The organism is Hungatella hominis (assembly GCF_014288005.1).
In the GTDB taxonomy this organism is placed as follows: Bacteria; Bacillota; Clostridia; order Lachnospirales; family Lachnospiraceae; genus Hungatella; species Hungatella effluvii.
The window spans coordinates 1-16,087 of record NZ_JACOPB010000029.1; the positions used below are offsets into that span (position 1 = coordinate 1).

The 16,087-nt window shown below is 48.1% G+C and carries 17 protein-coding genes and 1 pseudogene; 2 read left to right on the plus strand and 16 right to left on the minus strand.

Annotated elements, in window-relative coordinates; genetic code table 11:
• Positions 1-63: 63 nt before the first annotated feature.
• From H8S75_RS30365 to H8S75_RS30400, 8 genes are all read right to left on the minus strand, one after another.
• Positions 64-390, minus strand: a complete 327-nt coding sequence (locus tag H8S75_RS30365) for a nitrogenase molybdenum-iron protein subunit beta (protein ID WP_187024676.1) — start codon at positions 388-390, stop codon at positions 64-66.
• Between the two features lie 16 nt (positions 391-406).
• Positions 407-616, minus strand: coding sequence for a hypothetical protein (locus tag H8S75_RS30370; protein ID WP_187024677.1), 210 nt, complete (start codon positions 614-616; stop codon positions 407-409).
• A 299-nt stretch (positions 617-915) separates the two neighbouring features.
• On the minus strand, positions 916-1,089 hold the full coding sequence (locus H8S75_RS30375; RefSeq protein WP_187024709.1) for a hypothetical protein: 174 nt from the start codon (positions 1,087-1,089) through the stop codon (positions 916-918).
• Between the two features lie 39 nt (positions 1,090-1,128).
• Complete coding sequence (locus H8S75_RS30380; RefSeq protein WP_187024678.1) at positions 1,129-1,302, minus strand: hypothetical protein; 174 nt, start codon at positions 1,300-1,302, stop codon at positions 1,129-1,131.
• A gap of 278 nt (positions 1,303-1,580) precedes the next feature.
• Positions 1,581-1,748, minus strand: a complete 168-nt coding sequence (locus H8S75_RS30385) for a hypothetical protein (protein ID WP_187024679.1) — start codon at positions 1,746-1,748, stop codon at positions 1,581-1,583.
• Between the two features lie 35 nt (positions 1,749-1,783).
• The gene (locus tag H8S75_RS30390) at positions 1,784-2,068 is read right to left on the minus strand and encodes a hypothetical protein (protein WP_187024680.1); all 285 of its coding nucleotides are present in this window, start codon (positions 2,066-2,068) and stop codon (positions 1,784-1,786) included.
• A 13-nt stretch (positions 2,069-2,081) separates the two neighbouring features.
• The gene (locus tag H8S75_RS30395) at positions 2,082-2,819 is read right to left on the minus strand and encodes an ORF6C domain-containing protein (protein WP_187024681.1); all 738 of its coding nucleotides are present in this window, start codon (positions 2,817-2,819) and stop codon (positions 2,082-2,084) included.
• 41 nt (positions 2,820-2,860) lie between these two features.
• Positions 2,861-3,100 carry a hypothetical protein gene (locus H8S75_RS30400; protein ID WP_187024682.1) on the minus strand — a complete coding sequence of 80 codons (240 nt, stop codon included), beginning with the start codon at positions 3,098-3,100 and terminating at the stop codon, positions 2,861-2,863.
• Positions 3,101-3,270: 170 nt separating this feature from the next.
• Here H8S75_RS30400 and H8S75_RS30405 point away from each other — a divergent pair, with 170 nt between their 5' ends.
• Positions 3,271-3,633 carry a helix-turn-helix domain-containing protein gene (locus tag H8S75_RS30405; RefSeq protein WP_187024683.1) on the plus strand — a complete coding sequence of 121 codons (363 nt, stop codon included), beginning with the start codon at positions 3,271-3,273 and terminating at the stop codon, positions 3,631-3,633.
• 426 nt (positions 3,634-4,059) lie between these two features.
• Complete coding sequence (locus H8S75_RS30410) at positions 4,060-5,640, plus strand: recombinase family protein (RefSeq protein WP_187024684.1); 1,581 nt, start codon at positions 4,060-4,062, stop codon at positions 5,638-5,640.
• 44 nt (positions 5,641-5,684) lie between these two features.
• Here the strand turns inward: H8S75_RS30410 and H8S75_RS30415 are convergent.
• The 8 genes and pseudogenes from H8S75_RS30415 to H8S75_RS30450 form a co-directional block, all read right to left on the minus strand.
• Positions 5,685-6,410: pseudogene (locus H8S75_RS30415) on the minus strand (LysM peptidoglycan-binding domain-containing protein); the annotation flags it as partial.
• Between the two features lie 166 nt (positions 6,411-6,576).
• Positions 6,577-7,557: a Gfo/Idh/MocA family protein gene (locus tag H8S75_RS30420; RefSeq protein ID WP_187024685.1), complete on the minus strand. Its 981-nt coding sequence runs from the start codon at positions 7,555-7,557 to the stop codon at positions 6,577-6,579.
• A 6-nt stretch (positions 7,558-7,563) separates the two neighbouring features.
• Positions 7,564-9,624 (minus strand): beta-galactosidase, encoded by a 2,061-nt coding sequence (locus H8S75_RS30425; protein ID WP_187024686.1) that lies wholly within the window; start codon positions 9,622-9,624, stop codon positions 7,564-7,566.
• A gap of 51 nt (positions 9,625-9,675) precedes the next feature.
• On the minus strand, positions 9,676-10,497 hold the full coding sequence (locus H8S75_RS30430) for a carbohydrate ABC transporter permease (protein WP_187024687.1): 822 nt from the start codon (positions 10,495-10,497) through the stop codon (positions 9,676-9,678).
• Positions 10,497-11,411 (minus strand): carbohydrate ABC transporter permease, encoded by a 915-nt coding sequence (locus H8S75_RS30435; protein ID WP_025531745.1) that lies wholly within the window; start codon positions 11,409-11,411, stop codon positions 10,497-10,499. Before H8S75_RS30435 ends, H8S75_RS30430 begins: the two co-directional genes overlap by 1 nt.
• 29 nt (positions 11,412-11,440) lie before the next feature.
• On the minus strand, positions 11,441-12,757 hold the full coding sequence (locus H8S75_RS30440) for an ABC transporter substrate-binding protein (RefSeq protein ID WP_002605312.1): 1,317 nt from the start codon (positions 12,755-12,757) through the stop codon (positions 11,441-11,443).
• A 31-nt stretch (positions 12,758-12,788) separates the two neighbouring features.
• Entirely contained in the window at positions 12,789-13,727 is a 939-nt protein-coding gene (locus H8S75_RS30445; protein ID WP_187024688.1) for a glycyl-radical enzyme activating protein, read from the minus strand.
• Positions 13,708-15,969 carry a pyruvate formate lyase family protein gene (locus tag H8S75_RS30450; protein ID WP_187024689.1) on the minus strand — a complete coding sequence of 754 codons (2,262 nt, stop codon included), beginning with the start codon at positions 15,967-15,969 and terminating at the stop codon, positions 13,708-13,710. The genes H8S75_RS30445 and H8S75_RS30450 overlap by 20 nt, the downstream gene beginning before the upstream one ends.
• Positions 15,970-16,087: the final 118 nt, after the last annotated feature.

Below are 16,087 nucleotides of genomic sequence, written 5' to 3' on the forward strand. Positions count from 1 at the left end.
TTTTTTACCATCTTGCACTCCGTTTCTCCCCATGGTACAATGGGGCTGTAGAATAATTAGTAGTTACCTTGAATCCCTGGGAGTTGCAGCTCCTGGGGATTCTGCTTTTAGTGTATTTACGCGGCGTACCGCATCAGAAAGCTCACTGAGTTTGTATGCGCGCGGCCATATTTTAGTATCGGAATCTTTGCCGGGAGTCCAGCCAGCAGAATATGTCCGAATGCTTATCCGCCCAACATGACCAGAAAAGTCAAAAAATACTGTTGGAAGATTCCCTGTAACTTTCTGTTCTCTTGGTTCCAGTCCATTGATATCCAGCGCCAGATCTAGCAGCCGGTGGATCTGTTCACGCTTCCGCTTCTCCATCTTCTTCTCTAATCGTTTCTTCATCTGCTTTTACCTCCTCTCATACTGCCTCGAATCCCTCAGCGAACTCTACAATTTCCCTGCTTAACTCCTGATACTCCTGCCACGTGATTGCATTGGTCAGACACAGGCCGTTTAAAAATCCCTGCCACATCATGGCTATGTAATCCCGGTCTTTCTGCTCCGCGGCCTCGCTGATGAGACGCTTCTGTTTCTGTATCCATACCCTGAGCTGCTGTTCTTTCTGCATGGGTTGTCCCTCCTCTTATAATCCTTACACGGATACCGACGGCTCTGCTCTATGCAGCGGTTGCGGTACCGGCAGGTGTTGCAGGTTACATTTGGGTTGATGCGGATCACCCTCCTTTTCCTATGATGTAAGGCTACGCTCTACAGTCGTCCGTTCCCATGAGCACCCGCAGGTACATACATATTTACGGCTAGTAACCTCTCTTCCATTTTCGTCCCATGATCTGATAGATACAGGTCTGGGTCTTACATCTAATTTGTATTCTCCCTAGCAGCGGGGACACCTGTTATCATTTTCTCTCAACCGATCCATCTCCCTTCCACCACTAACATCAACAGCAGATACCCTATGTACCCGCAGACCCCTGCTCCGGCCAGATCAAAGATCCCAACCAGCAGCCATTCCACCCAGTCGATCAGCGGCGGCCGGCTGTCGTCCTCGAAGTCGTCCAGGTTGTCAATGTACTTCTGCATTCTGTATCACCTCCCACTGCTTGTCCATCAGTCCCGCTATTAAGCGGTTTCATCTTTCTGTACCTCTCGCATATACTTAGCCCTCAAAGCAGGATATGCGATTCTAGCAATGTTGTTTAGTATAACCTCCACCTCCTCCGGCGTAGTGTTCTTACAATAATCATCATGAAAATAGAATGTGGTCTCACCCTTTTTAATTGTCTCCACTAACATATCACCCCTCCTCTCTGATAGAGTCTATGTATTACGGGTTGTACTTGTTTCCTATATCCTTATTGCCATCTCTTTCCTGGGCCCCTATAATCTAAGTACAGGCCATGCAGGGCCGAGTACAAAAGAAAGGAGAAATATTCAATGTCTAAAACAAGCAAAGAACTTGCGACTGAAATAGTTATTGCACAGATTCAGGCTCAATCAGTAATTAAAATGAACCAATTACAAACAGGCTCTGTAATCAAAGCTAATTCTGTATGCGATCTGCTGAAAATGTATTACAACACGCTTGAATCCTTGGGCTCCAAAACAGAATAGATGCCTAACATACTGTTTGTGATGCCAGCAAGACAATCATCTCCACAGGATTTAGAGCTCTCCGCTAACAGTTCCAGCTGCTGGCGGAGAATTTCTTTTTCCGTCATCTCACTAATATTTTTTTCCATCTCTCTCACCCTCCTTCCTGTGATGTGAGGTTGTCCTACAATAAAATAAACTTCTTCACTTCTCCGCTCGTCAACGCCTGCCCTGCAAGAATACTGGCGTTCTGTATCGGAGTGAATTTGAGAATCTTACTGAGTTTCCACAACTCTTCCATCGTGAACGTTTCCGGACTCTCCCGCTTATTCCGAAATGTCCGTTCGGCAAATCCCATTTTTGCCGCTATAGCCTCGTTGTCCAGATGATAAAGCTCCATGTTACTGGCTATGCAGGCCCGAACAATCCGCCGTCGTTCTTCCAGATTATTGGGTTTTACTTTCGGCATCTACGTCACCTCCTCACGCTACTCCCAGATTCATCTGCGCGTTGGCGACTTCGATCAGTTCCATTAGATACGTAGGGGCCTCATAACAGTCGATCAGCTCATGAGCATCTGCGATATACTTCCGTTTCAGAGCCTTGTAGGACTTAGGCCTGCCGGTATCGTCATAGATACCAAATTCACGCTTAATCTGATCGTAGATGTCCCGATAAACCTTTGAACGGATTTCGGTATCTTTGTAGGCATCTGCCTGTTTCCCGCCCAGAATCTTCACCCCTTTACGTTTAACATGCGCCGAGAGTTCGTCCGCTTCGCTGCCGTAAAGAGGAATGTCATATTCCAGCTTGTCTATACGCTGCTCCATCTTTACCTGCTTCTGATCGATCATAAGAATCGCCTTCATCTCCGTAGACAAGTTAGGATTCTCATAATAGCCATTCTGGCGGATTGATGGAAGCACCTCATCAAATACCCATGATTCGAATCGCTCCGCGCTTTCCAACTTGCTGTGGGTGACGAGACGGTACATATCGCCTTCCGGGATTACGTTTACCTCTATCTGCTTGTCTGGATTCTGTGGGTGAGGTATTCCCTGTTTCAGGGTATACCGGCAATGTGTCGCTACAGCATTCGCCGGTTTCTCATACCCGAGTGCCCTTGCTATATCACTTGCTACAAAATAAATCTTCCCTTCTACTTCTACTGTTCGTATCTGCCCGAACTCGGCATTGTTAAAAATCTGCAAGTCGTTCATTCTGCTTCTCCTTTCATTATAAAATCTTCAACGTGCGTCGGTTAGTTTGTCATTGTGTCTAAATTAGACACATCTTGAGTAAAAAAAATTTCTACTACTACATTAGCATCTAGCGAATACCTTCTTTTAATCGAAGCTATTTCCCCTTGAGTAAATTCTGCCCCCTTTGTTTCGTTAATTTTTGCAGAAAAGGTACTTCTTGCCATGCCTAAATACTGAGACAATGTAGTGCCAGTGTCTCCATGTGCTTTCATTATAGATTCTAAAAGACATTTATTCAATTACTATCACCTCTCTTTCAAGTGTCTATTTTAGACACCTAAACTATAGCATCCTTTTACCGCACTGTCAACGACTTTTTATGATTTTTAAGACACTTTTTTCGATTTTTCTTGCAATTAGTCATAAAATGTAGTAAAATTAAGACACCAAAGTTATGGAGGAAAAATAAATGGGAATGTCAGAAAGAATTAAAGAACGCCGACTAGCTATGAATTATACTCAAGAAGAACTCGCACAGAAACTGGGACTTCAAAAATCGGCTATTGCAAAATATGAAAATGGACGTGTAGAAAACATTAAGCGTTCTGTTATTGCTCAGATGGCAAAAACTCTTGATTGCTCCCCTTCCTACCTTATGGGCTGGGAAGATCATAAAGACATTGAAACAGCAGCAAGCGCTTTGGACTTAATTTATAATGATAAAAATATACAGCTAATTACAGAAAAGTGTTCACAATTAAAGAATGAAGCATCTATTAAAAGGTTATTAAGGTATATTGATTTATTAATCGAAGAGGAGAATGAACTATAATTTCTTGCTCACTCTCCTCTTATATTATTTTAGGAATGTCGCAAAAGTTGCTTATCAAGAAAAGAGATAATAATTTTCATCAAATCCTCGTCATTAATCTCTTTTAATTGTTCTGTAATTACAGTTATGTAATCTTCAATACCCATTGGATTTTCCTCCCTTTCCGGCCTGTATAGCCTCGAAAAAGCAAACCTTTGTTACTTTAATTATACCACATAATATTACTGGAATATCATCCAGTAGTTTCCACCTTTGGTATTAACTTCCAGGGAAAGGAAAAAGCCAATACTGTAAGATTGGAAGAGAACATTTGTTCTATTACTAGGATTATATATCAGCCCAAAGAAAAAATCAACCCAGAACAGAACATTTGTTCTTTTCCAATTCTTACAATATTGAAATCACGAATAGTAAGGAGATGATATCATGTCGTACCTCATGTATCTAAGAAAGAGTCGCGCCGACAAGGAGGCTGAGGCTCGAGGCGAAGGGGAAACGCTTGCACGCCACGAACAGATTCTATCTGAATTGGCAGCTAAAATGGATCTTCCCATAGGGGCCACTTATAAAGAAATTGTTTCCGGAGAGACCATCTCCTCACGCCCCAAAATGCAGCAACTCCTTATTGAAGTTATGCAGGGGCAATGGGATGGTGTTCTGGTTATGGAAATAGAACGTCTGGCCCGTGGTGATACCAAAGACCAGGGAACCGTTGCGGAAGCGTTTAAATTCAGTAACACCAAAATTATTACACCAATTAAAACTTATGATCCCTTAAATGAATACGATGAGGAATATTTTGAATTCAACCTGTTCATGAGCCGCCGCGAATATAAAACTATCAACCGGCGGATTCAACGCGGCCGGGTAGCAGCCTTCCAGGACGGCTGGTACATTGCTGGCACAGCTCCTTATGGCTACGAAAAAATTAAGCGTAAAGGAGATAAGGGGTATACTCTTGATATAGTAGATAATGAAGCGCAGGTTGTTCGCATGATCTACGATCTCTATACTCACGGAGAGCTGCAAGATGATGGAAGTTATCTAAGATTTGGATCCTATCAAATCAAGGATCGGCTCAATGATCTTCACATACAGTCTCGATCTGGATCCACTTGGTCAGCCGCAACGATTATTGACATACTTCGTAACCCGGCTTATGCAGGATACCAGAGATGGAGCTGGCGCAAAGTTCAGAAAAAGTTGGTTGGTGGTAACATTGTGGAATCTCGCCCCAAAAATGATGACTGCCCAAAAGTAAAAGGGAGGTTTGAGGCAATTATCACAGATGAGCAATTTGAACTGGCACAAAAAATTAGAGAAGGCAAGCCAACCCCTATTCGCTCAACAAATGCCTTGCAAAACCCTCTTTCCGGTCTCGTGTACTGCGAAAAATGTGGTACACTAATGACGCGCCAACCCAGTAATACTAAAGATCATTATCCGGTATTGCGTTGCCCGAATAGTAAATGCACTAATATATCAGCGCCTCTCTATCTGATAGAACAAAAGCTCATAGAAGGTTTGGCAGAGTGGGCCGATGAATATGAATTAAACTGGCCTAAAAAAGATTGGGAAGATACAGAAATATCCACAGCCACTTATCAGCATTCTGTCGATTCCATGCAAGGCAAACTGGATACAATCACCAAACAGTTGTCTGCGGCTTATGATTTACTAGAGCAGGGAATCTACACGCTTCAAATATTTCAAGAGCGCCGAAGCACTCTCGAAAACCAAAAGGAGGAAACCGAAACAGAATTGCAGCGTTTGAATAGAGAATTAGAAATCAGCCAGGCAAGAGCAAGAGCCAAAAGAGAGTTTTTACCCACAATCAGGCACATAGTCGATACCTATTGGACTATTGATGATGTTTTTGTCAAAAATACTATGCTTAAAGAGGTATTGGAGAAAGTTGATTATCTAAAAACCGAGAGAAACAAAAAAGGCGGAAGGGGAAATGCTAATTTCTCTATCTATTTTTATCCACGCGTCCCGAAATTCTGAAATCATGTATACTTTTTCGGGGCGCATAATTACCTATAGTTTATCGGCGCATATGTGTATCCCCATTCATACGTCATCAGCAAAACCCGGTTGGCCGCCTCTCCGAGCAGGCGGTAATCGATTCCTTCGTAGAGCAGCCCTCTCTGGTCTCTGTCCGTCTTGGGAGCCAGTGCAACGCTCACCTGATAGCCGAACAGGTTCATCACCTGTCTCACCAGCTTTACAAATTCTGCATATTTCACCCGGTCCTCCGCCAGCACGTATTCAAAATCAATATCAACTCCGCCGTAGCCTTTCTGCGTCATCGTGCGCCCCAGCTCCCAGATAAGATTTTTCTGAACATCGGGATTATTTACCAGTGCTGTCACAAGATTATTGTTGAATTTTCCGTCCTCACCCAGAGGCGTCAGCGTCAGGACGGGCCGCACGCCGTTTGCCGACGCCACATTTACCATCCAGCTGTCGTCAGCCATGGGCGGAATCAGGTCCCCATCCGCCGTAAATCCATAGGAGAAGACAGATAGATCCGTCAGATAAGGAAGCGTCCAGTCCAAAGTATCCGGGTTAATAAATGGATACGCGTAGCCGTTTACGTGCAGAGGGCTCTTCATTCTTCCGTTTCTTTCATTATCTAGTAAAAGCGCCTGACCCACGGCCAGGCGATATGGATATGCAATCTGATTGTCCCACAGAAGCGTACTCACGGGAATTCCGGCTTCTGCGGCTATGGAATCTACATTATCTCCGCTTTTTACAACATATATCTGCATGTCAGCATCCTTTTATCAGTATTACTACAATATATGCCGCAGAGGGGAAACACGTTATCCTGTGATCCCGTTGTTTTCATTTGACAAAAAAGCTGCCGTTCCACAGACGATCCTTCATCCGCTTTTGCAGCAGCTTTCAAGCTATATGCTTTACTTTTTATATTTGTTACTTATACCATTTCGTTCTGTAAACACTTCCCTCTGCCGAGCTCCGGTAGGCCGCCCGTATAATCTGAAGCGTATGCTCGGAATCCTCCAGTGTCGACAACGGTTTTCCCGTACCATCCAGGCAGTCCAGAAATGCCTGCGCCTGATTAACAAATGTCTGGTCGTACGGCTCTGCGTCACAGAGTCTTTCCCCATTTACATAGAGCGCATCCGTCAAATGCATCTCCCCATCGGTCCCCAGTATTCGTATCCCGTTTAACTGGTCTGCCGCTTCAGATGCCCAACTCTCTGTTATGACGCAGAGCGAGCCATCCGTCATCTGCATATTGAGCTGAGCGGTATCTTCGCCATCCAGATCATGCAAACGCAGATTAGCCGTAAACGCCTGAAGCCGCGCCGGCACGCCCAGAAGATACAGCATTTGGTAAATCAGGTGGTGTCCGCTGTCGATTAACGCACCTCCGCAGGACAGCTCCTTCTGCCTTCTCCAGTTCTCTGTTCCCGAGGTATCCAGAAGCTGCGCTGAGAAGAAAGAGGACTGGAGTATTGTTCCCAACGCCTTCTCGTCAAGCAGTTTTTTCATCTGCGAAAGGGGCCTCCGGTACATGAAATTATGTCCTGGAAAAAGCATGACCCGGTTCTGTTCGATGGCTCGCCTGACGCGCTGATACTGTTCAGCCTCACCCACCACGGGCTTTTCCACCAGCATGGAGACCCCGGCAGCGGCGGCCTTTAATATTTCCTGATAGTGGCAGGCAGTCACGCTGCAGAGAACCACCGCATCCAGTTCTCCCTTTTCCAGCATTTCATCCATACTGGCAAACGGGATAATCTGGTGTTCCTCACAGATGGCATGCAGTTTTTCCATATTGGAGTAGGTACACATGCCCACAATCTCCGCTTTCTTCTGCGCCTTGAACGCAGCCAAATGTTTCATCGCAATAAACCCGGTACCTACGATCCCTATTCGTTTTCCCATCTATGGTTACTCCCCTGTATCTAATCTTAACAGCACTCCGTCATATCCGGGGACCTCCAGGCTCCACTCCTTCCCTGTCTGTTCCCTGGCAAAGAGAGGTCTGCTCTCCGGTGTCTGGTTTACAGCTGCCATAACCGGTCCGTTCTCCGTCTGGAGCAGTCTGACGATCAGATCCGGCGCCTCCAGTACAGAAAACAGAGAATATCCTTCCGCTTTGAACTGCTTTTGTATAAATTCAGCCGCTGCGCGGCTCCCCGCATCCTTTACTGCTGCCCCTGGAAATGTTCCGGTCCACCGTATTTCCCCTTTTCCATATTCCACCTCAGCCATAGCAGGAGTTCCGTCTTCAAACCAGCCGGTCACTTCCCCCCGGGCTGCCTTCATCGTCTGCCTGTAATACAGGCCTTCACACAGGACAGCGCCCTCTTTATCCATCACCGGAAGCTCTCCGTCTCCAGCGTCCAGAGATATCTCCTCCGCCCCAAAAGCGGCTTCCAGCATGGGACATGGAGAGCTTGATCCACCCGCAGATATCTCCCCCATCTCCGAATAGAGGCCTGCGGCCGCTTCCAGAACCACGCGGCCGCCCATTCCGGCAAACTTAAGGATTCTGCTCTGCTCTTCGTCAGACAGGGAAAGCGCCATGGGAACATACAGAACCCGCAGGCCCTCTTCCCATACGGAATCCATATAGTCGCTATGGACAAATCTCACAGGTATTCCCCCTTCGGCGCAGGACTTAAAGACACCATAGATACTGTGTGCATATTTCTCTTCCTGGGCGCCTGCTGCAAAGAGCAGTAAGTCCGCATTTCTGGAGAGGTAGATGCCATTTATAGCCGGAACCGGCCTGCTTCGGTCCAGCTCATATGCTTCGAAGAGCCTGGCGCAGCGGCCCGCTTCCAGACTTCTCTCCGTGTTTTCTCCGTTAAAGCCTGTCAGGCCAAATCCGGGAGATTCCATTCCCGCAGGCTCCGGAGCGTACTGCCAGTACACCACGCCTTTTCCCCCAGCCGCAATGGTATTCCAGTTCCAGATACGGATATCCTCTCTCTTTGGGACCTTATGAGCCAGAAATCCCGGTACGCCGGCCCCGCCCTGAAGCTCTGCCTGGTAGAAATCCTTTTCCCGGGAGGCCGCACAGATGATTTCTGACTGAAGCAGATGAGAAAGATCGTAGTCCCGCTTCGTCTCTCCCATCAGCCACTTCGGAAAGCTGGACAGCCCGAACACGTCCACCTCGCGGGCGAGCAGGAATTCATCGGACAGTTCTATACCCAGCGCGCCGTTACTGGAAGCCCCCATATAATCCGCGCTGGCACTGTGAGTCTGAATCAACTTGCCTGGTGCGCCGCGTCTCGCCGCGTCCACACGCCGTTTCAGCCATTCGGCCAGATTATATAACCAGAACCGCCTCCAGTCCATCATATCCGTATATGTCCCAAACCGCGGCGGAGGAACGATCTCCTCCCAGTCGGAATACCGACGGAACCACGCCTCGTTTAGACGCTCCAGCGATCCATACCTAACCTTCAGCCAGTCCCGGAACGCCCGTTTCGACGCTCTGCAGGCACAGAGGAGCTCATTCTTATAATCGAACATCGGCTCCAGGTGCGGTTCATTCCACACATCAAGGATGATCACACTGCTGTTGTCACGGTAATGCTCTGCTGTACGGAATATAAAATTACACACCAGATCCGAAACTTCCGGATTATCCATACAGAGTCCCGGCCATCCCCCTGTCGGAAGGTTCGCAGGCCCCCCCATGGTAATTTTCTTTCCTTCCACAGTCTCGTACAGACAGTCCGGGTATGCCTCATACAGCCAGTACGGCGCCCCTTCCGGTATCGTATTAATAATCACCTTCAGACCGTTCTTTCCGGCAAACTCTGTCAGTCGGTCCAGATCATCAAACACAAAATGATCCGGTTCCCGCTCAATATCGTTCCATACCGCCCAAAGCTTTACCACACGAAATCCCAGCTGCTTCATATTTAAAAAATCGCGCTCCCAACACGTCCGGTCCGGGAATGGCGGCCTGTAATACTGCGCTCCAAAATACACGTCCTGTACCTCCATTGTTCATTCTTTCTTTGCTGTAATATTATTTTATACTCATCCCTTAACCGCACCGGCCGTCAGCCCGCTGACGAGATACTTCTGAAGGAAGAAGCCCGCGATAATAATCGGCACCATGACAATGGTAGCCGCCGCGCTGGACTGTCCCCAGTCTACCGAAATCGCCCCTACGAACCTGGATACACCCACCGTAAGCGTATACGTGTGGAGATTTGTGTACTGCATGGAAAACAGCAGTTCGTTCCAGGAATACTGCATGACCAGTAAAAGTGCGGATCCAATCGCCGGTGAGAGAAGAGGAAATACAATCTTCCAGAATACCTGCATTCTCGTACAGCCGTCCAGCTTCCCGGCCTCAAATAAGTCTCCCGGAATATCCCGGATAAATCCGAGCACCAGCCAGGCCACAAACGGCGCGTTTACCGACACATGGGCCAGTATGGGCCCCACGTAGGTCCCCAGAAGATGCACCTTGTCCAGAATAATATAGAGAGGGATCATAATGGTAATCGTCGGCACCAGCTTGGAAAACAGCAGAAACGTGGAAATACGGTTCCCCCAGTTGGATTTCATGATTGCCAGCCCATATGCCGCGAGGCTTCCCAGCACAATACTGATAACCGTTGTCGACATGGCAATGATAAACGAGTTGCCAAAATACGACAGGAAGTTTCCCTGCTTAAAGATCTTCACATAATGCTGAAGAGTCGGGGGAAAGAAAAACTGCGGCGGCATTTTCCTGATCAACAGCGTTGGCTTAAAGGAATTGCTCACTATCATATAGATCGGGAAGACTACCGTAAGCACCACAAGCAGGCCGAACAGCGCTTTTCCGCATACAATCGCTGATTTTTTCATCACTGCTGTCCCTCCTTATGCGCTTTTGCATTATACCGGATAAAGATAATGCCAAATACCAGAAAGGAAAGGATCATGCTGGCATTGGATATCGTCATCGCATATCCCATATCAAAGGTATCAAACCCAATTTTATACGCATAGAGGCTGAGCGACATGGTGGAGTTATTCGGACCGCCGCCGGTCAATGCATAGATGATATCAAACACCTTGATGGCATCCACTCCGTTAAACAGGAGGATGACCATATAAACCGGAATCAGACCCGGAAGGGATATATGAAAAAATTTCTGTATAAATCCGGCTCCGTCCATTTCCGCCGCCTCATAATACTCGCCCGGTATGCTGAGCAAACCGGAGCTGAGCACCACGATAACAAAGGGAATAACCTGCCAGCAATGTGCAATGACAGCGCAGAGCATGGCTGTGGACGTTCCCGCAAGGCCCGGGAACTGTTTGGAGGTGATTCCAAACAGCCCCAGAACCCAGTAGATGAGTCCGCCGTTGATATTAAACATGTATTTCCAGATCAGACCGATGATAATGGGCGAGACCAGGAGCGGCATGGTGCAGATGGGACGGAGAATACTCTTTAACCGGCCCGTAAGGCTCTGAAGCCACACTGCGATCACCGTACCGAGTATTAAATCCCCGGCAATGGCGGCGGCTGTGAAATACAGCGTATTCCCGACCGCTTTTAAGAAGACCTTGTCTTTAAACAGCCTGACATAATTGCTGATGCTTATGAAATCCTCTTTGAGATCAATACTGCCCATATGATAGTTGTAAAAACTCATGAACACGCCGTACAAAAGAGGAATGAACATCACCACAAACACTACCAGAATACTGGGCAGAAGAAGGAGGACGGGCAGTAAATCCCCTTGTTCCAGTATATTTCTTCTCCGCTTCATTGTTACTTTACCTCCCATCCCCTTTATCACTACCTGCCAAACTGATAATCTTTGCAGGACTCGTTATAAGACTTGATTAACGCAGCCGAATCGGTGTCCGGATCAGTGGCAATCTCTGATAAAACTGCCTGTAAGCCGGTCAGCATGGTGGAGGAATCTCCTGCTGTAGGCAGAATCCTGGCGTGCGCAAGGGCCTCTGTGACTGCGGGCAGATACGGAATTTTTTCCAGTACTTCCTGATCTTCGGCCAGCTCCGGCAGCGCGGAGATCGATCCGTTTGCCAGAGACGCTGACTTTTCCTGTTCCGGGCTCGTCAGCCATACGGCCGCCTGGAATGCTTCATCCGGATTTTCACTGTTTGCCGCTACAGACCATCCCCAGAAATTGGCGGTTCCCACATAATCCTTGTCTCCGACTCCAGGCATACCGGCGAATTTTACGGTTTCAGCCACTGCCGACTGCTCCGGATCTAAGTATGCGGAGCAGTTGCCCGACAGGCTGATGCTGATAGGAGCCACGCCATCCTTCATTGCCTGCCCCACGTCGTCCACATGCCACGTAGAAGCTCCGTCCATAGCATACTTACAGAGTTCCTGCCAGATGGTAATTGCCTGTGCTGCCTCATCACTTCCCAAATCAGCCTTACCATCCTTTATAAACTCTCCGCCGCAGGAGTAGAGGATCGCACCAAATAAATCGACTGCCGCCTGTCCTTGCATGGCCGGAACTGCAATTCCGGTTCCCTCATTTTCCTTAAACCATTTGGCGCATGCAATCAGCTCGTCGAAGGTCTTCGGAACCTCTCCGCCGTACCGCTGCATGGCAGTCTCGTCATATGCCAGGATGGACGTCTGCGTAAATGTCGGAAGCGACATGATTTTTCCATCTACTGTCATGGTGTCCAGGAGGCTCTGGTTATACATGCTTAAATCCACATTATATTTTTCAATGTAGTCATTTAAAGGAAGAAGCCAGCCATTCGATGCGTAATCCGGGCACCATACTTCCGCTACATAGATCAGGTCGTAATCTCCCCCTCCGCTCTTCTGCATACTAAGCGTTTCCTTTTCCTTTAACTTATCGTACGCCACATCGTCAATCACAATCTCAGAAGCCGTATACCCCTTTACAAGCTCCTTCTGATCATCAGACTGTCCTCCGGACCATCTGGTCGCTACCAGCTCCACATTGGAGGCGGCCTGCGTCGTCTCCTTTCCGCTCTGAGCGGACTCTGTCTGTCCCTGTGCCTGCGTTGCAGTTGTCTCTTTGCTTTCCGTCCTGCCTCCACAGGCCGTAAGACTGAGTGTCAACACCACTGCCATCCCCAAACTCAATACCTTCTTCATATCTGTTGCTCCCTTCCTCGCACATTTTGTGCTATTTGTTTTTAAAATAATTGATAAACGCAGGCAGCCCCAAGCCTTTCAGTGCGGCCAGCCATGCCTTTTTCTCATCTTCTGTCGCGTCAGGCTGTTTACCCAGCCCCTGTACAACGGCGGCCTGTACCGCCTTTGAGGCTCCCATGCCGTGATACGGCATGATTTCAAATGCCTCAATTCCCGCCTGACGGCGGTAGAGCTTTGCCAATTCGCCGAAAAAGGTCTCCGTATCATTTATTCCCGGGATCAGCGGAACCCGGATTACCACATGACACTTCTTTTCAAGAAGAATCTCCAGATTTTGGTATATTTCCTCCGCCCTGACACCAGTTAAGTGTGGATACGCCGCCCTCTCCCCTTTCAGATCAAACAGGAATAAGTCCGTGAGAGGAATGACCGCATTTAACGGTTCAGCGGCACAGAAGCCTGATGTCTCCAGACACGTATGAATGCCCTCATCCTTGGCCGCCTGCAACAGTTCCCTCAGAAAATACGGCTGGAATAACGGTTCCCCTCCGGAAATGGTGATTCCGCCAGGTCCCGGCTTCTCATAAAACGTCCTGTCTTTCTTAACCTCGGCGATTACCTCTTCCGCGGTCACAGTTCTGCCGATTTTCTTCAGCGCCCCATAACAGCAGACCTCCGTACATGCCCCGCATCTGGTGCATGCCTCTCTCTCAAACCGGTGCAATCCTGTCACAATCCGGTGCGCCTTCTGAGGACAGACCTCCACGCACGCGCCGCATCCCGAACATTTGCTTTCATTGTACGAGATGGTATCCCTTTTCTCGTAGGATTCCGGGTTATGACACCAGATACAGCGAAGCGGGCAGCCCTTTAAAAACACAGTGGTACGAATTCCAGGACCGTCATCCAGGCAGAAATGCTGCAAATCAAATATTTCCCCCATTTTTTTCTCAGTAGCTGGCCCGTTCATAGATCTCCTTCTGGACATCCTTTTCCAGCATGACGAATCTTGCCGAAAAACCGCCGACCCTCACGATCAGATCGCCGTACTCCTCGGGGCGTTCCATCGCATTTTTCAAATCATCCTTTCCGATTACGGTAATCATCGCCTGACATCCGCCTCTGTCAAAGTAATCTTTCATGGCGGCGATCACCTTATCCTCTGATTGCTCCAACAGCTCCTTCGTGAATCGAAAATTCTGTACCATCCCAGCGTGATTTATGTGAGAGGGCTTCAGCAGACTGTTAATCATGGAGGTCAATCCCTTCGTCTCTACCACCGATTCCGGGTTATTGGCGTTGGCTGTCGCGCACCCGGACTTTCTGCCGTTCGGCGTAGCTCCCACCCATCTCGCCAGCGTGGTATTCTGTGCATTATTTATGTAAACCGGCAAATAACTCTTTAGTCCGACCCGGTCTGCCTGGGCCTTTGCCGTCTCATTAAAAAAGTCCTGTAATTCTACGAAAAATGCATCTGCTTCCTCATGATCCACGCCGTATTTCGGAGCTTCCAGCATCATTTTTCTGGCAGCCGGATAGTCTAAAAAGTTATCGGCAAGCGCCTCCATCATCTCTTCCGCTGTCATCCGTTTTTCATCGAAGATCAGTTTTTTAATCGCACACAGACTGTCTGCCGCATCGACCGCGCCATAGAACTCCAGCGTTCCCGCCAGATACTCACAGCCTCCCTCAAAAAGTGCTTTTCCTTTTTTGATGCAGCCGTCATAAAGAACGGATGCCATCAGAAATGGGTGCCTGGCGCCTGTAATCTCATATTCATACGCCTCAAATTCCGCCTGGGCCTCTATATAATATTTCGCATGCTCCTGATAGTAACGGTAAAACTCCTCGAAACTTCCGCATTCGGAAAGCTTTGGCGTCCTGGGACCGATTGCCCAGCCCCCTACCGGATCCCATCCTCCGTTTACGGTCAGTTCCATGATTTTTGCGGCGTTGAGAGATCCGCTCGGCGTTGCCACACTGTAGTGCTCAAACTCATATTCTCCGCATCCAAGCATAATATAGTGTTCGGCCATCTCCCTCGACACACCGTACGTACTCATTACTCCTGGCACGATCACGTCGTCATTATAGAGAAGCGGGTATGTTCTTCCCTCTAAAATACAGCGAATCGCGGCCTTCATCACCGATTCGGGCGTGTCTTTATGAAACCGGAGTGTGAACTGCGGAAGAACCTCTTTTACGGTTCTGCACGCCTCAATAGCCAGCAGGCTGTAACGGTCCCCCGTCTCCGGATTGCGCCGGCCATATCCGCCTACGATCACGCGGCCGTCTGTCTCACAATCCAGATGGTCAACCAGCTGAAAGAAGTTTTGGGTAATCTTAAGTGCTTCCTCCTCGGTCAGAATTCCATTGTCTATGTCATGGCAGTAAAGATCACCAAAGAACACATCACATCTTCCAATATCAATGATAGGCGTCATAAGGCAGTACATCCATACCAGCTGGACCGCCTCCAGATAGGACTCCGGCTTCCTTCGCTGATTCTGGAAGAGCGCCTCCTTAAGCTTTTGCAGCTCTTCTTTCCGTTTTCCCTCTGCTCTTTCGGCCATTTCACCGGCCTGCTCCTCGTAGTAATGAAGCATCTCTTTCAGGAGATCAAACATCTCGATAGAAGCCGCCAGAAACTGAATCTGTTCTTCCTTAAGCCCACTCCTCTCCATTGATTCCGACAGCTCCTCCACCATCCCCGGAATTCCCTTAAGCACCAGTTTGTCAAAGTCCAGGTAGCATCCCGCCATTCGGAGAATCGGGCAGGCCGGCATGGGAAGCTTATCCCACTGGTCAGATATCAGAGCCTTTTTTAAGTGTTCCGGCATGTGCTCCATCACATAGCGGTCCGTGTTTTCTTTTTTCCAGAATACCAGCATATCATTTAAGTCTTCACGATATTTCAGGCTTCCGACTCCGTTCTCCAGCTCCTTTACCACCTCGTCCTCGTGGATATAGAATCCGAAGCCCCCGGTCTGATGCTGAATTCCGAATCCTACCGGTCCGAACTCATGGCGCCCCGCCAGAACATCCTGCTCCTCAATCGGGTGGAGTATGGCTGGATACATGGCCTTCATACACTCTGCTTCAATCTTGTATTTATTCCCCCGCCACTGCTTCAGGATCCTTCGGTACGCCTTCGTAAATGAAATTTCCACTTCCAGATTTGTTCTGGGGCTGGCCACCTTAAAATGATTCATAACTGCCTCCTTCATTGTAATAAATTATCCACTTTCTTCCATCTCTTGCTTTTTGAGCGCACTTGACAGACCGTGTATTTCCCTCCGGTATTCTTAGAAAGAAATGCACTTTTTATAG